The sequence below is a fragment of the Kitasatospora sp. NPDC058190 genome, assembly GCF_042883685.1.
Lineage (GTDB): Bacteria > Actinomycetota > Actinomycetes > Streptomycetales > Streptomycetaceae > Kitasatospora.
This window is the reverse complement of record NZ_JBHVVI010000155.1, coordinates 1-18173: the sequence shown is the minus strand read 5'-3', so window position 1 is coordinate 18173 and position 18173 is coordinate 1. Positions and strand designations below refer to the sequence as shown.

16 protein-coding genes are annotated in these 18173 nt (G+C 72.9%); 11 read left to right on the top strand and 5 right to left on the bottom strand.

Annotation, left to right across the window (positions count from 1 at the left end; translation table 11 throughout):
• Positions 1 to 40: 40 nt before the first annotated feature.
• Positions 41 to 1612, bottom strand: coding sequence for a SulP family inorganic anion transporter (locus ACFVWU_RS40175; RefSeq protein ID WP_387630550.1), 1572 nt, complete (start codon positions 1610 to 1612; stop codon positions 41 to 43).
• 744 nt (positions 1613 to 2356) lie between these two features.
• Between ACFVWU_RS40175 and gcl the strand changes: the two genes are divergently transcribed.
• Both gcl and ACFVWU_RS40165 read left to right on the top strand, forming a co-directional pair.
• Complete coding sequence (gcl, locus tag ACFVWU_RS40170) at positions 2357 to 4138, top strand: glyoxylate carboligase (RefSeq protein ID WP_387630549.1); 1782 nt, start codon at positions 2357 to 2359, stop codon at positions 4136 to 4138.
• 163 nt (positions 4139 to 4301) lie between these two features.
• Positions 4302 to 4790 carry a glutathione peroxidase gene (locus ACFVWU_RS40165; RefSeq protein ID WP_387630546.1) on the top strand — a complete coding sequence of 163 codons (489 nt, stop codon included), beginning with the start codon at positions 4302 to 4304 and terminating at the stop codon, positions 4788 to 4790.
• 101 nt (positions 4791 to 4891) lie between these two features.
• Here the strand turns inward: ACFVWU_RS40165 and ACFVWU_RS40160 are convergent, their stop codons facing one another.
• Both ACFVWU_RS40160 and ACFVWU_RS40155 read right to left on the bottom strand, forming a co-directional pair.
• A complete protein-coding gene (locus tag ACFVWU_RS40160; protein ID WP_387630545.1) occupies positions 4892 to 5785 on the bottom strand; it encodes a methyltransferase domain-containing protein in 894 nt (297 codons plus the stop codon).
• 212 nt (positions 5786 to 5997) lie between these two features.
• Positions 5998 to 6969, bottom strand: a complete 972-nt coding sequence (locus tag ACFVWU_RS40155) for a GlxA family transcriptional regulator (protein ID WP_387630543.1) — start codon at positions 6967 to 6969, stop codon at positions 5998 to 6000.
• 151 nt (positions 6970 to 7120) lie between these two features.
• Here ACFVWU_RS40155 and ACFVWU_RS40150 point away from each other — a divergent pair, with 151 nt between their 5' ends.
• Positions 7121 to 8038 carry an NAD-dependent epimerase/dehydratase family protein gene (locus ACFVWU_RS40150; protein WP_387630541.1) on the top strand — a complete coding sequence of 306 codons (918 nt, stop codon included), beginning with the start codon at positions 7121 to 7123 and terminating at the stop codon, positions 8036 to 8038.
• Between the two features lie 64 nt (positions 8039 to 8102).
• Here ACFVWU_RS40150 and ACFVWU_RS40145 read toward each other — a convergent pair whose 3' ends face one another.
• The gene (locus ACFVWU_RS40145; RefSeq protein WP_387630540.1) at positions 8103 to 9026 is read right to left on the bottom strand and encodes a LysR family transcriptional regulator; all 924 of its coding nucleotides are present in this window, start codon (positions 9024 to 9026) and stop codon (positions 8103 to 8105) included.
• A gap of 96 nt (positions 9027 to 9122) precedes the next feature.
• Here ACFVWU_RS40145 and ACFVWU_RS40140 point away from each other — a divergent pair, with 96 nt between their 5' ends.
• From ACFVWU_RS40140 to ACFVWU_RS40115, 6 genes are all read left to right on the top strand, one after another.
• Positions 9123 to 9827, top strand: a complete 705-nt coding sequence (locus ACFVWU_RS40140) for a succinate dehydrogenase cytochrome b subunit (RefSeq protein WP_387630537.1) — start codon at positions 9123 to 9125, stop codon at positions 9825 to 9827.
• Positions 9824 to 11767, top strand: coding sequence for a fumarate reductase/succinate dehydrogenase flavoprotein subunit (locus tag ACFVWU_RS40135; protein ID WP_387630536.1), 1944 nt, complete (start codon positions 9824 to 9826; stop codon positions 11765 to 11767). The genes ACFVWU_RS40140 and ACFVWU_RS40135 overlap by 4 nt, the downstream gene beginning before the upstream one ends.
• Entirely contained in the window at positions 11764 to 12501 is a 738-nt protein-coding gene (locus tag ACFVWU_RS40130; protein ID WP_387630534.1) for a succinate dehydrogenase/fumarate reductase iron-sulfur subunit, read from the top strand. Before ACFVWU_RS40135 ends, ACFVWU_RS40130 begins: the two co-directional genes overlap by 4 nt.
• A 338-nt stretch (positions 12502 to 12839) precedes the next feature.
• Positions 12840 to 13148, top strand: coding sequence for a hypothetical protein (locus ACFVWU_RS40125; protein WP_387630531.1), 309 nt, complete (start codon positions 12840 to 12842; stop codon positions 13146 to 13148).
• Between the two features lie 299 nt (positions 13149 to 13447).
• The gene (locus tag ACFVWU_RS40120; RefSeq protein ID WP_387630530.1) at positions 13448 to 13969 is read left to right on the top strand and encodes a DUF6232 family protein; all 522 of its coding nucleotides are present in this window, start codon (positions 13448 to 13450) and stop codon (positions 13967 to 13969) included.
• Complete coding sequence (locus ACFVWU_RS40115) at positions 13966 to 14328, top strand: hypothetical protein (RefSeq protein WP_387630527.1); 363 nt, start codon at positions 13966 to 13968, stop codon at positions 14326 to 14328. Before ACFVWU_RS40120 ends, ACFVWU_RS40115 begins: the two co-directional genes overlap by 4 nt.
• Before the next feature lie 58 nt (positions 14329 to 14386).
• On the opposite strand, the gene ACFVWU_RS40110 is transcribed toward ACFVWU_RS40115, so the two are convergent.
• A complete protein-coding gene (locus ACFVWU_RS40110) occupies positions 14387 to 15325 on the bottom strand; it encodes a DUF2797 domain-containing protein (protein ID WP_387630524.1) in 939 nt (312 codons plus the stop codon).
• A gap of 319 nt (positions 15326 to 15644) precedes the next feature.
• On the opposite strand from ACFVWU_RS40110, the gene ACFVWU_RS40105 reads away from it, so the two are divergent.
• Positions 15645 to 17801: a restriction endonuclease gene (locus ACFVWU_RS40105; protein WP_387630522.1), complete on the top strand. Its 2157-nt coding sequence runs from the start codon at positions 15645 to 15647 to the stop codon at positions 17799 to 17801.
• A gap of 170 nt (positions 17802 to 17971) precedes the next feature.
• On the top strand, positions 17972 to 18173 hold a 202-nt coding region (locus tag ACFVWU_RS40100; RefSeq protein WP_387630520.1), incomplete at its 3' end, for an ATP-binding cassette domain-containing protein.

Genomic DNA, 18173 nt, shown 5'->3' with positions numbered 1-18173 from the left:
GACCGGATCCGGGCCGCGACCAGGCTATCCACAACGCCGATCAGGCGACCGTCGGCAGCGGCGGTTCGACGGCCAGCGGCTCGCTGGAGCGGGCGCGGTGCTGGGCCGCCCAGGAGGCGAGGGCCAGCGTGCAGGCGTGGTCCAGGTGGCGCAGCCCGGACCAGTCCAGCTCCACCGGCCGGTCGTCCGGCAGCCGTTCCAGGGTGTCCAGCAGCCGGGGCAGCCGCAGGAAGGTGGCGTTGCCGCTGAGCCGCACCCGGTGCAGCGGCCGGCCGGTCGGCAGCACCAGTTCCTCCACGGCGATCTGCAGGTGCGAGGTCTGCCAGGCGGACTTGGCCACCGCCAGCCCGATGCCGATCAGCACCCCCTCGAACAGGTCGGTGGCGATGATCGCCGCCGCCGTCACCCCGAGCACCAGCGCCTCGCCCCAATGCCCGCGGCACAGCCCGGCGATCCGGCGCAGCGGCACCAGCTTGGCTCCGGCGTGGACCAGGACGGCGGCCAGCGCGGTGAGCGGGACCAGCCCGAGCACGCCGGGCAGCAGCGCGGAGAACAGCAGCAGCCAGAGCCCGTGCAGGAAGCGCGAGGCCTTGGTGCGGGCGCCTGCCTGGACGTTGGCCGCGCTGCGCACGATCACCGCGGTCATCGGCAGCGCGCCGAGCAGCCCGCAGACGGTGTTGCCGAGGCCCTGGGCGGTGAGCTCCCGGTCGTAGTCGGTGCGCGGGCCGTGGTGCATCCGGTCGACGGCGGCGGCACTGAACAACGTCTCCGCGGAGGCGATCAGCGTGAAGGCGACGACGGTGCCGAGCCCGGCGGTGCCGGCCAGCGCGCCCAGCGAGTCGCGTTCGGGCAGGTGGACGACGTCGAGCAGGCCGGCGACCCGGACCCGGGCCACCGGCAGGTCGGCCGCGGCGGTGACGGCGGCGGCCAGGCCGACCGCGGCCAGCGGCGCGGGGACGGTACGGGCCAGCCGCCCGGGCAGGTGCTTCCAGGCGACGAGCACCAGAAGGGTGCCCAGGCCCAGGGCGACGGCGCTCGGATTGGCCGCGGCGGTGGCCGCGTCCGTCGCCAGGGCAGGCACCCCGGCGATCTTCTCCGAGCCGGTGGCCGGGGCACGGCGGTCGGCGAGCGCGTAGAGCTGGCCGAACAGCAGGGTCAGCCCGATGCCGGCCAGCATGCCGTGCACCACGGAGGCGGACATCGCCCGGAACCAGCGGCCGAGTCGCAGGGCGCCCATGGCCAGCTGGAGCAGGCCGGTGCCGAGCACCAGCAGGCCGAGCGCCCCTGCGCCGAAGCGCTGGACGGCGTCGGCGACCAGCACGGTCAGCCCGGCGGCGGGCCCGCTGACCTGGAGGCTGCTGCCGGGCAGCGCGCCGACGACCAGGCCGCCGACGATACCGGTGACCAGGCCCAGTTCGGCCGGGACTCCGGAGGCGACGGCCACCCCGACGCAGAGCGGGAGGGCGACCAGGAACACCACCAGCGAGGCGGGCAGGTCCTGCCGCCAGGGGACGGCGCGCAGCGCGGCGAGCGGGGGCCGGCGGCGGCCCGGCGGGGCGTTCTTCCGGGGGCGGCCCGGCGGGCTCTTGCGCCGGCGCGGCGGTCGGTTCACCCGGTCACCGCCGGGGGTCGGGCAGAGGTGCAGCGCATGGGGACGTTCCTTCCGCGCGCCCGCCGCTGCGGGCACGCCGTGACAGGGCCGGGAGTGGCAAGGGCCGGGAGCGGCCGGGCAGGGAGCGGTACGGCCGGAACCGGCGAGGAGTGGCAAGGAGGAGGCGGGGCGAAGAGGCGGTGAGGACCGCACGGTGGGGGGCGCCAGCGGTACGGCCGCGCGTCCGGGCGGGCCGGAGGGCGGCGGCGGGTGTCGGGTCGGTGCGGCCAGGGGGTGCGGTGCGTCCTCCGCTCGGTGCGGCGGACCGGGCGCGCTGGTCCTGGACGGGACCGCCGACGGATTCCCCTGCTCCCCGGCGCTCCCGAACCCCCCTGCCGCGGCCTCAGTTGGACGTCACGGGCCCGGCGTGCCACCGACGGTACCCAGGTCGGCGGGGCGGGCCGACCTCGAGCACCACCCCTTCACCCGCCTTGCACACCGGGTGCGCTTTCCGGGCCGGAACGTCCGCTTCCCCGGGTACACCAGCGCGAACACGGCTCAGACGTGCGAACCCTCGCCGCTCAGCCGCCCCCGCCCGGCACCCCATCCCACCACGCCCGACTTCCACATTCTGTTGAAATCCCCCTTGACGCTCCGACGGACCCGACCCTACCTTGTTTCCACATACAGAAACCGTTCTTCCGTATGGTGGAATTCAGGAGATGAGCCCTCCGAGCCACTGCGGGCCGACGCAGGAGAGACCCGATGCCTCGTATGACAGCCGCCCGCGCGGCCGTGGAGATCCTCAAGCTCGAAGGCGTTGAGGTCGCCTTCGGCGTGCCGGGCGCCGCCATCAACCCCTTCTACGCCGCCCTCAAGGCCTCGGGCGGGATCAAGCACACCCTGGCCCGGCACGTCGAGGGCGCCTCCCACATGGCCGAGGGCTTCACCCGCGCCAAGGCCGGCAACATCGGCGTGTGCATCGGCACCTCGGGCCCGGCCGGCACCGACATGATCACCGGCCTGTACTCGGCGATCGCCGACTCCATCCCGATCCTGTGCATCACCGGCCAGGCGCCCGTCGCCCGGCTGCACAAGGAGGACTTCCAGGCCGTCGACATCGCCTCGATCGCCAAGCCCGTCACCAAGGCCGCGACCACCGTCCTGGAGGCCGCCCAGGTCCCCGGCGTGTTCCAGCAGGCCTTCCACCTGATGCGCTCCGGCCGTCCGGGCCCGGTCCTGATCGACCTGCCGATCGACGTCCAGCTGACCGAGATCGACTTCGACCCGGAGGCCTACCAGCCGCTGCCGGTCTACAAGCCGACCGCCAACCGGATCCAGATCGAGAAGGCCATCGCGCTGCTCCAGGAGTCCGAGCGCCCGCTGATCGTGGCCGGCGGCGGCGTCATCAACGCCGACGCCTCCGAGCTGCTGCTGGAGTTCGCCGAGCTGACCGGCGTCCCGGTCGTCCCGACCCTGATGGGCTGGGGCATCGTCCCGGACGACCACGAGCTGAACGCCGGCATGGTCGGCCTGCAGACCTCGCACCGCTACGGCAACGAGAACTTCCTCGCCTCCGACTTCGTCCTCGGCATCGGCAACCGCTGGGCCAACCGCCACACCGGCGGCCTGGACGTCTACACCGCGGGCCGCACGTTCGTCCACGTGGACGTCGAGCCGACCCAGATCGGCAAGATCTTCGCCCCCGAGCTCGGCATCGCCTCCGACGCCAAGGCCGCCCTGGAGCTGTTCGTCCAGGTCGCCGAGGAGCTCAAGGCCGCCGGCCGGCTCAAGGACCGCAGCGAGTGGGCCGCCTCCACCCAGGAGCGCAAGGCCAAGCTGCAGCGCCGCACCCACTTCGACAACGTGCCGCTCAAGCCGCAGCGCGTGTACGAGGAGATGAACAAGGCCTTCGGCCCGGAGACGCGCTACGTCACCACCATCGGCCTGTCGCAGATCGCCGGCGCCCAGATGCTGCACGTCTACAAGCCGCGCCACTGGATCAACTGCGGCCAGGCCGGCCCGCTCGGCTGGACCATCCCGGCCGCGCTCGGCGTCGCCACCGCCGACCCCGAGGGCCAGATCGTCGCGCTCTCCGGCGACTACGACTTCCAGTTCATGATCGAGGAGCTGGCGGTCGGCGCCCAGCACCGGATCCCGTACGTCCACGTCCTGGTGAACAACTCCTACCTGGGCCTGATCCGCCAGGCGCAGCGCAACTTCGACATCGACTTCCAGGTCAAGCTGGAGTTCGAGAACATCAACGCCCCCGAGCTGGGCGTCTACGGCGTGGACCACGTCAAGGTCGCCGAGGGCCTGGGCTGCAAGGCGATCCGGGTCACCGAGCCCGAGGGTCTGCTGCCCGCGTTCGAGGAGGCCAAGAAGCTGGCCGCCGAATTCCGCGTCCCGGTCGTGGTCGAGGCCATCCTGGAGCGGGTCACCAACATCTCGATGGCCGCCGCCGACATCGACAAGGTCAACGAGTTCGAGGAGCTCGCCACCCTCCCCGAGCACGCGCCGACCGCGATCAAGCCGCTGGCCCTCTGACCGGTCGGCACTCCGACCCCGTGGGGATGCGGGGGCGTACGAGCCGCTCCGTACGCCCCCGCGCAGGCGGAACACCGGCGGTGCCGCAACGGTTGAGCTGTCCGGGGCCGCTACCGTGTGCCCGGGCGACACCCCCTGCCAACCTGCCGAAAGGACCACCACCGTGAGCCTGTACGACATCCCGCTGCGCACCCTCGCCGGCGAGGCCGCCTCCCTGGCCGACTACAAGGGCAAGGCGCTGCTGATCGTCAACGTCGCCTCCAAGTGCGGCCTGACCCCGCAGTACACCGGCCTGGAGAACCTCCAGAAGCGCTACGCCGAACGCGGGTTCACCGTGCTGGGCTTCCCGTGCAACCAGTTCGCCGGGCAGGAGCCGGGCAGCGCCGAGGAGATCCAGAGCTTCTGCTCCACCACCTACGGCGTGACCTTCCCGCTGTTCGAGAAGATCGACGTCAACGGCGCCGACCGGCACCCGCTGTACCAGCGGCTGACCGAGGTGGCCGACGCCGAGGGCCAGGCCGGGGACGTCGGCTGGAACTTCGAGAAGTTCCTGATCTCGCCGGACGGCACCGTCGTCGCGCGTCTGCGTCCGCGCGTCGAGCCGGAGTCGGACGAGCTGATCGCCGCGATCGAGGCCGTGCTGCCGGCCTGAGCACACGCACGACGAAGGCCCGGGGCTCGCAGCTCCGGGCCTTCGCGCTCGCGCACGCTCGGAAACGCGGCCCGGGATCTCCTCGGGGCGGGGCTCCGCACCTAACCGAGTGCCGGAGGGTGCTCGACCGGACGGCGTCCCCAGGCCGAGATCAGCGGCGCGAGTGTCAGGTCGAGTTCGCCCGCGTGGATGGCGGCCAGGTGCGCGTCGATCTCGGCGTCGTCGGCCAGGCCGGCCGCGAGCAGCTCGCCGCGCACGTGCCGGATGGTCGCCGCCTCCAGCCGGTCGCAGGCCGACCCGCCGACCGGGAAAGTGCCCGCCGCGGCGACGTCCACCAAGCCGGCCTCACGCAGTGCCCGCGGCAGTGTCCGGCCGTAACGCAGGTCCGCGCCGCGGCTCTTCAGCAGCTCCCGGACCGCGTCGCGCAGCCGGTTGGCCCGCCGCTGCGCGGGGCCGCTGTCGTCCAGGCATGCCAGAGGCTGCAGAGCCGTGTCGGCGTCCTCGACCAGCAGCCAGCCGCCGGGCCGTAGCGCTGCCGCCATCGTGGCCAACGCGCGAGCCCGGTCGGGTACATGGACCAGCACGAGCCGGGCGTGCACCAGATCGAACGTCCCCGGCTCCGGGGGCGGATCAGCGGCGACGTCGTGCTGGCGCACCTCGTACCCGTCGCCCGCCTTCAGCCAGGACGGGTCGATGTCCGTGGCCAGCACGTACCCGGTCGGACCGACGGCCGCCGCGAGCGCCTCCGGGATGCCGGGGCCACCGGCCCCCACTTCCCAGCAGCGCGAGCCGGCCCCGACCCCCAGTCGATCGACGTGCCCGCGCGTCACAGCGTCGAACAGCTCGGCCAGCCAGACGAACCGCTCGCCCGCCTCGGCGCGCGCGTTGTCCAGCAGGTACCCGTGGGCGGGAGCGGGCTCTCCACCGAGCGCGGCGGTCCCGCCGGTCGGATCCGGTCGGCCACCGACGTGCGGCGGGCGGGGCGAGGAAGTCATGACGACATGGTCGACCTTCCCGGGCCACCAGCGCCACGAGGACGGGAGAGTGATGTCTCACACAGCCGGCGAACCTCGCACGTCCTACACCACGGTTCCGCACCGGCCCGCCCAGGAAGACCGGTGCGGGCCTTCTGTGCTCGTAGCCTCATCCGTGGTCTCAACAAGGCCGCTTCGATTGCGGAGCGGGGGCTTCGCGCTTCGCGAGGAACTCAGCCCCTGGATGCCGCGCGCCGGGCTGCCGTGGTGCCCCGCCACTGGGCGCGGTACGCGGTGGGGGTGAGCTGGACCCGGCGCAGCAGGTGCTGGCGCAGCGAGTCCGGGCTGCCCAGGCCGCTGCGTTCGGCGACCTGGTCGACGGGAAGAGTCGTGGTTTCCAGCAGCTCGCGGGCCCGGTCGACGCGCTGGTGCAACAGCCACTGCAGTGCGGTGAGGCCGGTTTCGGCCTGGAACCGGCGAGTCAGGGTCCGCACGCTGGTGTGCGCGTGTTCGGCCAGGTCGGCAAGAGTGAGGGGCTCATCGAGGCGGTCCATCGCCCAGGCCCTCGTTTCGGCCAGGGAGAACGCGCGGGTCGAGGGAACCGGCGAGGTCACCGTCTGGGTCTGGTCTCCGATGCGAGTCGGGGCCAGCAGCGTCAGCCGGGCTGCGGCGTTGGCCACTGCCGCGCCGTGGTCCGAGCGGATCAGATGCAGGCAGAGGTCCATGCCCGCGGCCAGGCCCGCAGCGGTGAACACGTGCCCGTCCTCGACGAAGAGGACGTCGCCGACAACGTCCACCTCGGGAAAGCGGGCGACGAGTTCCCCGGAGAAGGGCCAGTAGGTCGTGGCGCGGCGACCGTCCAGCAGGCCGGCCTGCGCCAGCACGAAGGCGCCGGTACAGATCGACGCGATACGACTGCCGGTCGCCGCTGCGCGGCGCACGGCGTCGAGCACGCGCGGATCGGCGTCGCTGCGCGCCCCGGTGCCGGTGACGATCACCGTGTCGGCCGTGTCCACGATGTCCAGCCCGTGGGGGATCGAGACCTGGAGGCTGCCCAGGGTTTCCACGAGGCCGGGCTCTGACGTGCCGACACGTACCTCGTAGCCCGGTGCGTCGTCCACCTGCACCGCCCCGAAGACGAGTTCCGGGATGGACAGGTCGAAGGCCGTGGCCGGGGGGACGACCAGGACGGCGACTCGGTGCATGGTGGCCAGAACCTCCGGTTCGTTGTCCTCTTCCCTGGTGGCCGCGCCGCCACCGATGGCGGAGGCTGGACGGGCACGGCCGCTTGAGCTGCAACTCCTCACTGCGGCCTGGGCATTCCCTTGTCACTCACCACGCTTTCCGGGGGTTTTCATGTCCCGCCATGTCGTCATGGGAGCCGGTCCCACCGGCCGCGCCGTCGCCGCACTACTCGTGGGGCGCGGTGTGCCGGTACGTCAGATCACGCGCCGCGGCACCGGCTTGGAACACCCGCTGGTCGAACGGGTCGCTGCCGACGCCCGTGATGTCGACCGCCTGGTCGGGCTCGTTGGGGGGGCCGAGGTGTTGATCAACTGCGCGATGCCTCCGTACGACCGTTGGATCACCGATGCACCGCCTCTCGCGGCCGCACTGCTGACCGCTGCGGAGCATGCGGGCGCACGCTACGTGATGCTCGGGAACCTCTACGGGTACGGGCACGTGGACGGGCCCATCACCGAGGACCTGCCGATGGCGCCCGTCTCGGCCAAGGGCCGGGTGCGCGCCCGGATGTGGCTGGACGCCCTGGCCGCCTACGAGGCGGGGCGCGTGGAGGTCACCGAGGTGCGCGCGGCAGGGTTCCTGGGCGAGGGGGTGCTGAGTCCCTTCACGCTGTCGGTCGCCCCACAGGTGCTGGCCGGCGAGGTGGCGTCCTATCCCGGACGTCTCGATGTACCGCAGTCCTGGTCGTACGTCGGGGACGTGGCCTCGGCACTGGTGGCCGCCGCCCATGACACCCGCTCCTGGGGACGGGCTTGGCACGTGCCGGCGGCGAACATCCCCGTGCGTGAACTGGCGGAACGCTTCGCCAAGCTGACAGCCTCCCCCGATCCGCGCCTGGAGCGTCTCGACCGCGATGCGCTCCTCACGCTCGCGGAGCGCAACCCCCTCTTCGGCGAACTCGTCGAGATGCTGTACGCCACCGAGAACCCACACGTCCTCGACTCGACCGACACGGAGCACGCGCTCGGCGTCGCCCCTACCGCCCTGGACGAGGCGCTGCTTGCCACGGCGCGAGGTCTGGCGAGGTAGGGAGACGACACGGCCTGGCCGAACCCACACCCCCTCCCGCGCCCGCGCACGCCCGGGAGGGGGATCACGGCAGCAGCAGCGTGGTGCCCGGCGGGAGTTCGCCGCTGCGGGCCGCGTCGCGCAGGTGGGCCAGCAGGGTGGTGTGCAGCGCCTCGGCGGCGCGGGTGAGCGGCACCTCGTGGGCGTGCGCCACGGCGATGGTGCGCGCCAGGCCCGGCCCGGCGAACGGGGTGACGGTCAGGCCCGAGCGGGCCGCCACCATGCCGGGCAGCACGGCCGGTCCGAGCCCGGCCCGGACGAAGCCCAGCACCGCGTCCATCTCGCCGCCCTCCACCGCGAACTCCGGCTCGAACCCGGCCGCCCGGCAGGCCGCCAGGGTCGCCTCCCGCAGGTCGTAGCCCTCCCGGAACATCACCAGCGGCCGTCCCTTGAGCTCGGCCACCCGCACCGTGCGCCGGGCGCGCCCGGCGGCGGCGACCAACACCAGCTCCTCGTGCAGCAGTTCGGTGACCGCGAGGGCGGGCGCCGCCTCCCCGCTCGGCGGGGTGATGATCAGCGCGAGGTCCAGCTCCCCCGCCGCCAGCCAGCGCACCAGGTCGCGCGAGCCGCCCTCGCGCACCCCCAGCGCCACGCCCGGGTAGCGGTCCCGGAAGACCCGCAGCACGTCCGGCACCAGGCTGGTGCACAGGCTCGGCGGCGCGCCCAGCCGCACCCGACCGCGGCGCAGCTGCACCGTCTCCTGGACGGCGAGGCGGGCGCTCTCGGTGTCCGCGAGGATGCGCCGGGCCAGCGGCAGCAGGGCGTCCCCGGCGTCGGTCAGCGCGATGTTGCCCCGGGTGCGGTGGAACAGCTCGGCACCCAACTCCCGTTCCAGCGCCCGGATCTGCTGTGACAGTGACGGCTGCGCCACGTGCGCGGCCTCGGCCGCCCGGGTGAAGTGCCGGGTCTCGGCGACGGCCAGGAAGTAGCGGAGTTGCTGGAGCTGCACAGGACCAGGTTAATCCGCGTCGATAGGCCATGGCTATCGTCACCAGCCACATCATGTCTTGGACGCACCCTGGCGACCGTCCCTACCGTTGCCGACATGACAACCGCGACGCGGACGGGCCGGCATCCGTCCACCCTGCTGACCCTGTGGCGGTCGACCGTCGGCAAGAAGGCGGTCATGGCCGTCAGCGGACTGGTCATGCTGCTGTACCTGGTCGCGCACATGCTGGGGAACCTCAAGGTGTTCTTCGGCCCGGACGAGATCAACGGCTACGCGCACTGGCTGCGCACGCTCGGCGAGCCCTTCCTGCGCTACGAGTGGTTCCTGTGGATCGCCCGGGCCGGCCTGCTGGCCGCCGTCGTGCTGCACGGCGTGTCCGCGTACCAGCTGAGCCGCCGCGACCTGGCCGCCCGCCCGAGCAAGTACGTGCACCAGCGCCGGCGCGCCGGCTACGCGACCCGGACCATGCGCTGGGGCGGGGTGATCCTGGGGCTGTTCATCGTCTGGCACATCCTCGACCTCACCACGCTCACGGTGAACCCGGTCGCCGAGCACGGGCACGTGTACCAGAACGTGGTGGGCACCTTCGGCCGCTGGTACAGCGACGTGATCTACATCGTCGCGATGCTGGCCCTGGGCTTCCACATCCGGCACGGCTTCTGGAGCGCCGCGCAGACCCTCGGCGCCAACAACGCCCGCCGCGACAAGGCGCTGAAGCTGGCCGCCAACGGCCTGGCGCTGGTGCTGACGGCCGGCTTCCTGTCCGTCCCCGTGGCCGTGATGTTCGGAGTGGTGAAATGAGCTACCTGGAGTACACCCTCGGCGAGGCGGTCGCCGACACCAAGGCCCCCGCCGGGCCGATCGAACAGCGCTGGGACCAGCGGCGGTTCGACGCCAAGCTGGTCAACCCGGCCAACCGGCGCAAGCACACCGTGATCGTGGTCGGCACCGGCCTGGCCGGCGGCGCGGCCGGCGCCACGCTCGCCGAACAGGGCTACCACGTCGTCCAGTTCTGCTTCCAGGACTCCCCGCGGCGCGCTCATTCGATCGCCGCCCAGGGCGGCATCAACGCGGCCAAGAACTACCGCAACGACGGCGACTCGATCCGCCGGCTGTTCTACGACACCGTCAAGGGCGGCGACTTCCGCGCCCGCGAGTCCAACGTGCACCGGCTCGCCCAGGTGTCGGTGGAGATCATCGACCAGTGCGTGGCCCAGGGCGTGCCCTTCGCCCGCGAGTACGGCGGCCTGCTGGACACCCGCTCCTTCGGCGGCGTGCAGGTCTCCCGGACCTTCTACGCCCGCGGCCAGACGGGTCAGCAGCTGCTGCTCGGCGCCTACCAGGCGCTGTCCCGGCAGATCGCCGCCGGGAACGTGGAGCTCCACCCGCGCACCGAGATGCTCGACCTGCTGGTGGTCGACGGCCGGGCCCGCGGCATCGTCGCCCGCGACCTCGTCACCGGCGAGATCCGCAGCTACACCGCGGACGCCGTGGTGCTCGCGACCGGCGGCTACGGCAACGTCTTCTACCTCTCCACCAACGCCAAGAACTCCAACACCACCGCGATCTGGCGCGCCCACCGGCGCGGCGCCTACTTCGCCAACCCGTGCTTCACCCAGATCCACCCGACCTGCATCCCGCGCTCCGGCGACCACCAGTCCAAGCTCACCCTGATGAGCGAGTCGCTGCGCAACGACGGTCGGATCTGGGTGCCCAAGGCCAAGGGCGACAACCGCCCGCCCGGACAGATCCCGGAGGAGGAGCGGGACTACTACCTGGAGCGGATCTACCCCGCCTTCGGCAACCTGGTGCCGCGCGACATCGCCTCCCGGGCCGCCAAGAACGTCTGCGACGAGGGCCGCGGCGTCGGCCCCGGCGGGCAGGGCGTGTACCTGGACTTCGCGGACGCCATCCGCCGGATGGGCCGGGACGCGGTGGAGGCCAAGTACGGCAACCTCTTCGAGATGTACGAGCGGATCACCGCCGAGGACCCGTACCGGGTGCCGATGCGGATCTACCCGGCGATCCACTACACGATGGGCGGGCTCTGGGTCGACTACGACCTGCAGACCAGCATCCCGGGTCTGTTCGCGGTCGGCGAGGCCAACTTCTCCGACCACGGCGCCAACCGGCTCGGCGCCAGCGCGCTGATGCAGGGCCTCGCCGACGGCTACTTCGTGCTGCCGCCCACCCTCAACGACTATCTGGCCCGCAACCCGCTGGCCGCCGTGCCCGCCGACCACCCGGTGCTCACCGAGGTCGAGGCGCAGGTCGAGGACCGGCTCAACCTGATCCTCGCCGTCAACGGCGACCGCACCCCGGACTCCTTCCACCGCGAACTCGGCGAACTGCTCTGGGACGAGTGCGGGATGGCCCGCGACGAGGCCGGGCTGAAGCGGGCGCTGGAGCGGATCCCGCAGCTGCGCGAGGAGTTCTGGCGCCGGATCAAGGTGCCCGGCACCGGGCAGGAGCTCAACCAGTCGCTGGAGAAGGCCAACCGGCTGGTCGACTACTTCGAGCTGGCCGAGCTGATGTGCCTGGACGCGCTGCACCGGGCCGAGTCCTGCGGCGGCCACTTCCGCACCGAGAGCCAGACCCCCGAGGGCGAGGCCGCCCGGCGCGACGAGGAGTTCACCTACGCCGCCGCCTGGGAGTTCACCGGCACCGGCGAGGCACCCGTCCTCCACCGCGAGGCCCTCGACTTCGAGTACGTCCATCCCACCCAGCGGAGCTACGCATGAACCTCACCCTGCGCATCTGGCGCCAGGCGGGCCCGGACGCACCCGGGTCGATGACCACCTACCAGGTCAGCGGGATCAGCCCGGACATGTCCTTCCTGGAGATGCTCGACACCCTCAACGAGGAGCTGATCACCCGCGGCGACCTGCCGGTCGCCTTCGACCACGACTGCCGCGAGGGCATCTGCGGCGCCTGCGGCATGGTCATCAACGGCCAGGCGCACGGCCCCGAGCGGACCACCACCTGCCAGCTGCACATGCGGCACTTCAAGGACGGCGACACCATCGACGTCGAGCCCTGGCGGGCGGCGGCCTTCCCCGTGGTCAAGGACCTGGTGGTGGACCGCTCGGCCTTCGACCGGATCATCGGCTCCGGCGGCTACATCACCGCGCCCACCGGCAGCGCCCCCGAGGCGCACGCCACGCCCGTCCCCAAGGAGGCCGCGGACACCGCCTTCGAGCACGCGGAGTGCATCGGCTGCGGCGCCTGCGTGGCCGCCTGCCCGAACGGCTCGGCGATGCTGTTCACCTCCGCCAAGGTGGTGCACCTCAACGTGCTGCCGCAGGGCGCTCCCGAACGCGCCAGCCGGGTACGGAACATGGTCTCGGCGATGGACGCCGAGGGCTTCGGCGGCTGCACCAACACCGGCGAGTGCGCCACCGCCTGCCCCAAGGGCATCCCGCTGCCCAGCATCGCGGCGATGAACCGGGAGTTCCTGCGGGCCGCCCGTAGTTGACACCTCCCCATGGTCGGTCGGCCCCTCGCACAGGTGCTCGTGCGGGGGGCCGACACCGTCTACGGCGGCGCGTACGGGGGCAGTTCACGCTCCCCGTACGGGTGGTGGATCTCCGGGAGCGGTGCTGCGACGCGGGAAATCGCGCTACGGTGGACCTCCGCTACGGGAGGACGGCATATGCCCCAGGTTCAGTCCTGCTCCGGCTGCGGCGGGTCCGGGGGGACCCAGAAGACCGAGGCAACGGTCGAACTGGACGAGGAAGGAAGCATGGTGCCCAGGATCCACACCTTCTGGTCGCCCTGCGGTCGGTGCCACGGATCCGGGACGGTGATCGTCGGATGAGGTTGGTCTTCGAATGCGTCGAGTGCGGTGGGCACTACCTACCGCCGGAGGGCATGGTCTACCCGGACGGGCCGGCGTCGCCGCTCTGGTGCTCCTCCTGTCAGACCGTCAAGCGCACGGCGGGCGAGCCGGAGGATCCACTGCTCGCCCGGATCGCGCTGGCCGCCGCCCGGGCCGCGCTCGCCCGGCGGGCCGCCGAGGGCGTTGAGCCGACCCCCGGGCGCGGCGACGTCCGCCCGTCCCGGCCGCCGCTGTCGCGCCGGGCGCGCTCGGGGCCGGGTGGGGTGCGCAGCAGGCTGGGCTGAACCGGGGGGCAGAGCCCGACCCGGCGGTCGAACGAGGCATCGCGGATCTTCTGACGTCACGTCAAAGTTCGTCCACGGCACCAAACTTGTGCATGGCTCAAACATGCTGGTTTATTGTCGTACCTCGTTTGCGAGCCTTGGGGGGCGCCATGCAGCCGACCGAACCGGCTGGCTCGACCTGGGCCGGACACACCGGCCCCACGCCGTTCATCCCACCGCCACCGCCGCCGCCTCCACCAGCGGCCGCACCGATGCCGCCACCGGTGTTCTCACCCACCCGGCGCACCATCCGGGTGGCCGTGACCAAGCGCATCCTCTGGGTCGGGGAAGCGGCGTACCCGCTGGCGACCGTCGCCCGGGCGAGCATCACGATCATCGTGCCGGACAAGTTCGGCGCGATCGGACGTCTCTTCAAGTTCGCGGGAACGGTCCTCACGGCCGCGTTCCTGCTCAATGCTGCCAACAACGCCGCCGCCGGCGCACTGGGCGGCGGCCAGCCGGGCTCCGACTCGGGGTGGCCCGTGGTGCTGGCGCTGGTCGCCGTGGTGCTCTACTTCGTGTTCGTCACCCTTCCGGTCCTGCGCCAGAACCGCCTGTACGCACTGACCGTCGACACGGCGGGACCGCCGACCGCGCTGCTGGCCTGGGAATCGCCGGGGCCCGCGTACGAACTGCAGGCCGCCGTCGCGCGGGCGATCGAGAACCCGCAGATCGAGTTCCAGCAGTTCGTCAGCAGCATCATCGTCGACCTGCGGCACTACCAGTTCGGCGACAGCGTCAACATCTACGGCGGCAACGGCAACACGGGAGTCAGCAAATGAGCGGCAGCAACCCGCAGTTCCACATAGGTGACAGCGTCACCATCCACGGCGGCCACCACAACGTCGGCGTCCAGCACAACAACGGCCAGGCCGGCGAGGCCCTGCCGCCCGAGATCGCCGCGATGTTCGCCCAGCTCGCCGCCGTGGTGGCCGAATTGGCGCGCGACTCGCGGGTGCACGAGGAGGACCGGCAGAGCCTCACCGAAGCCCTCCCCGTGCTGCGCGACCCGGCCTCCGAGGAGCGGCGCGGCTGGCGCAACACCCTCCTCCTGCTGGCCGGCGTGACGCAGAGCATCGGCGAGGCCGCCGCGCCCGCGCTGGGCCTGGCGAACCAGCTCCTGGCCCTGATCAGCGGCTGACCGGCCTGACCGGGCCGGTCGGGCGGTGTCCGCGAGGGGACAGGTCACCAGGTCCTGCTCAGAACAACGCCTCCTGGGTGTCCGGCGCCGGCGGACGGACCCGCTCCTCCAGGCCCAGGCCCTCGGAGCCGCGGCCGGTGACCGGGGTGAGCGTCCAGCCGGTGAGCCGCCGGGTGTCCAGCAGCAGCGGGCTGGAGCCGTCCGGCTGGTCGAGGAACAGGTGCCGCCCGACCGGCGGGCGCAGGGTGCCCGCCACCACCGCCCCGGCGACCAGCCCGGTGATCTCGCGGTAGGCCTCGGGGGCGCCCGCACCCAGGCCGTAGCGCTCGACGTGGTCCACCACCGGGCGGTCGGCGAACAGCTCCAGGGCGTGGCCGTCCAGCAGTCGGTGCGCCCGGGCACGGGCCTCGGTGAGCACGGTACGGCGGTACGGGGCGTCGCCGTGCGCCCACCAGTGATCCGTTTTCAGCCGGGACGTGAAGCGCTCGCGGGCCATCCCCGAGGCGGCGACGGTGAGTTCGGCGCGGCGGATCGCGGGCAGGCCGCCGCGCGCGGTGAACGCGTAGGCCAGCGCGCCCTGTTCGAGCAGCCGGCTGTCGCCGCGCTGCTCGGCGGTCAGGCCGACCTTCAGCAGGCCCTCGCCGAACCAGGCGAGGTAGAGCAGGTAGGTGCGGCCGTCGTCCAGGATCTGGTCCCGGGCCAGGGCCAGGCCGCGGTCCACGCTCTGGCAGGCCGGGCACTGCGTCGCGCTGCCGCCGGGGTCGATCGCCGCGTGGTGCGGGCACGGCGTGCGCTCCGTCGCGCCGGCCAGCCAGGCCCCGACGCAGCGGCGCGGGCCGCCGAGCAGCCAGCCGACCTCGACACCCGGCGCGACGACGCGCTCGTGCACCCGGGCGCCGCGCACGGCGCCGAGCAGGGCCCGGCCGTCGTGCCAGCTCAGGCCGGTGGAGACCCAGCCGGCGGGCCGGTCCGGGTGCTGCGGTGCGGGGACCGTCACGGGCATCCCTCCCTGGAGGTCTTCGATCCGGTGAGGCTACCCGGCGCCACTGACAGCGGCGACTTCACCCCGGAAATGCTCACCCACGCCACCATCTGCTGGGCCACCAACGCCATCGGCACCTCGATCCGGCACTACGCCAATGCCGACCGCCGCCCGTGGACGCCCTCGCACGACCGCCGCCCGGGCCGAAGCCCCGCAGGTCGTAGGCGCTTGGCCGGGTGGGCTGTCCACGTTCTATTGTGGCGGGCGCGGTCGGCGGTGTTGCCGGGAGGTGGCGTGGGCGGCCGGGTCGGTGCGGAGCGCGAAGGGGTGGATGGTGGCGGGGCGGCGGAACAGCGGGGTGCTGGCGGTCTGGGCGGAAGCGCAGCGGCAGCAGCAGCGTCGGGAGGAGGCCCGTTGGCGCGCCGAGGCGGCGGAGTTGCGGCGGCACGAGCGTGCGCAGCGCGAGGCGCAGCGGGCGGCCGCCCGTGACGAACGGGAGGCGCAGCGCGCCTACCAGCAGTCGCGGGAGGCGGAGGCGGCCCGGCAGACGGCCGAACTGGACGCCCGGGTCGAGGAGTTGCGCGGGCTGCTGGCGGCCGGGCTGGCCGCGCCGGGGTTCGGGCCGCAGGCGTTGTTGGCGCCGCGTCCGGTGCCGCCGTTCGATCCGGGCCCGCTGGGTGAGCCGGTGCCGATGCCCGACCAGACCTCCGCCGCGTACCACGTGCCGCCGCCGGACGCGGCGCAGGCCCGCAATGTCGGGGTGCGCCGGCAGTACGAGCAGTACGTCGCCCAGGCCCGGGCCCGGTTCGAGCAGGACTGGTACGCCGCGCAGGCGCGGGAGGCGGACCGGCAGCGCCGGCTGGCCGCGTACCACCAGGAGTACCTGGCCTGGGCGGAGCGCTTCCGCCGCGAGGAGGAGTCGCGCGGGGCCGGGACCGAGGAGTTGCTGCGGCGGCTGCGGGCGGGTGAGCCGGAGGCCGTGCAGGAGTACTTCACAGCCGGCCTGTACGCCTCGGCGGCCTGGCCGGAGGGCTTCCCGCACCGGCTGGTGGCGGCCTGGGAGGCGACGAGCCGTCAGCTGGTGGTGAACTGGGAGCTGCCCGGTCCGGACGTGGTGCCGGCCGCCTCCCGGGTGCGCTACGTGAAGGCGGACGACCGCGAGGCCGAGGTGGCCCGCCCGGCGACCGAGCGCAAGGCGCTGTACCGGGAGGTGCTGGCGCAGTCGGCGCTGCGGGTCGCGGTGGAGCTGTTCCGGGCGGACCGCGACGGGATGCTGGACTCGGTGGTGCTGAACGGTTTCGTCCTCGGCATCGACCCGGCGACCGGCCGGGAGGCGGAGCGCTTCCTGTCCACGCTGACCGTGACCCGGGCCGAGTTCGCCGGGCTGGCGCTGGACCGGGTGGCGCCGGTGGAGTGCTTCCAGGGCCTGGGCGGCAAGCTGTCCGCCCGCCCGGAGCGGTTGGACGAGGTGAAGCCGGACCGGCTGCCGGAGACGGTCGGCGGCAGTCTGGCCGGGCACGGCGGCGAGGACGAGCCGGACCTGTTCGAGATGGACCCGATCGAGTTCGAGGAGCTGATCGCCGAGCTGTTCCGGCTGCGCGGTTTCCGGGTGATGACCACGGCCCGCAGCGGCGACGTCGGGGTGGACGTGATCGCCGAGGACCTGGACCCGGTGACCGGCGGCAAGATCGTGATCCAGGCCAAGCGCTACAAGAAGACCGTCCCGCCGACGGCCGTGCGCGACCTGGAGTCCACCGTCCGCCACCACGGCGCGATCAAGGGCATCCTGGTCACCACCGCGGGCTTCGGCCGCGGCTCGTACAGCTACATCGAGGGCAAGCCGCTGACCCTGCTGAGCGGCCCGGAGCTGGTCGAGCTGCTGGCCGAGCAGGGACTGCGCGGCCGCCTCGGCGGCGGGAGCGCCCCGGCCCCGGAGCAGCCCCGCGAGGAGCGGACCCGCGAGGAGCAGGCCGCCGCCGGGAGCACCCTCACGGTCAGCTGGCAGAGCCGCACCGCCGGCGGGGACGCGGTGGAGCTGGACGTGACCGCCTTCCTCTGCGCCAAGGGCCGGGTGCTGAGCGACGAGCACTTCGTGTTCTTCAACAACCCGCAGGACCCGGACGGCGCCGTCCGGCTGCACCCGACCCGCTCGGTGCCGGGCGAGCCGACCCGGGCGGCCCGGCTGAGCGTGGACCTGCACCGGCTGCCGGCGGCCGTCGACGAGGTGGTGGTCGCCGTCTCCACCGAGGAGGAGGAGCCCCCGGCGCTGCCGCTCGGCTACGTGTACGGGCTCGCCGTCGTCGCCTCGTACGGGCCGGGTGCGGCCGGGCCGGCCAAGTGGCCGGGCGCCAACGGCGGCATCCCGGACTCGGCGATGCTCCTCGGCTCCTTCCAACGGGCCGACGGCGGCTGGCAGTTCACCACCTCGGGCCACGCGGTGACGAACGGTCTGGCCGGGCTGGCCACCGCCTTCGGCGTCGCGGTGGAGTAGCCGCCGGGGACTTTGGTACTCAGGGAGAAGCGTCATACCTGAGGAGGAGACGGCCCCCGCCACCCCGCCGGGTGGGCGGGGGCCGACCGTCCCCTCGGCATACGCATCGGGCTCGAACCCCTTGGAAGGATAGATCGGTAGGAAAATCCGATTCATCCCTAGGAGCCCCCGTGACCTTCCCCGCAACCGCCGTCCGCACCGGCCTGGCGGCCGCCCGCGCCACCGGTCTGAACAAGGTCTACGGGGAGGGGGAGACCCGCGTCGTCGCCCTCGACAGCGTCAGCGTCGTGTTCCCCCAGGGCGAGTTCACCGCCATCATGGGCCCCTCCGGCTCCGGCAAGTCGACCCTGATGCACTGCATGGCCGGCCTCG

Excerpts from the sequence above, each read along its gene's own strand:
- ACFVWU_RS40155 (WP_387630543.1), bottom strand. The coding sequence starts at position 6,969 with ATGCACCGAGTCGCCGTCCTGGTCGTCCCCCCGGCCACGGCCTTCGAC.
- ACFVWU_RS40130 (WP_387630534.1), top strand. The coding sequence starts at position 11,764 with ATGAACCTCACCCTGCGCATCTGGCGCCAGGCGGGCCCGGACGCACCC.
- gcl (WP_387630549.1), top strand. The coding sequence starts at position 2,357 with ATGCCTCGTATGACAGCCGCCCGCGCGGCCGTGGAGATCCTCAAGCTC.
- ACFVWU_RS40125 (WP_387630531.1), top strand. The coding sequence starts at position 12,840 with ATGAGGTTGGTCTTCGAATGCGTCGAGTGCGGTGGGCACTACCTACCG.
- ACFVWU_RS40160 (WP_387630545.1), bottom strand. The coding sequence starts at position 5,785 with ATGACTTCCTCGCCCCGCCCGCCGCACGTCGGTGGCCGACCGGATCCG.
- ACFVWU_RS40140 (WP_387630537.1), top strand. The coding sequence starts at position 9,123 with ATGACAACCGCGACGCGGACGGGCCGGCATCCGTCCACCCTGCTGACC.
- ACFVWU_RS40115 (WP_387630527.1), top strand. The coding sequence starts at position 13,966 with ATGAGCGGCAGCAACCCGCAGTTCCACATAGGTGACAGCGTCACCATC.
- ACFVWU_RS40150 (WP_387630541.1), top strand. The coding sequence starts at position 7,121 with ATGTCCCGCCATGTCGTCATGGGAGCCGGTCCCACCGGCCGCGCCGTC.
- ACFVWU_RS40135 (WP_387630536.1), top strand. The coding sequence starts at position 9,824 with ATGAGCTACCTGGAGTACACCCTCGGCGAGGCGGTCGCCGACACCAAG.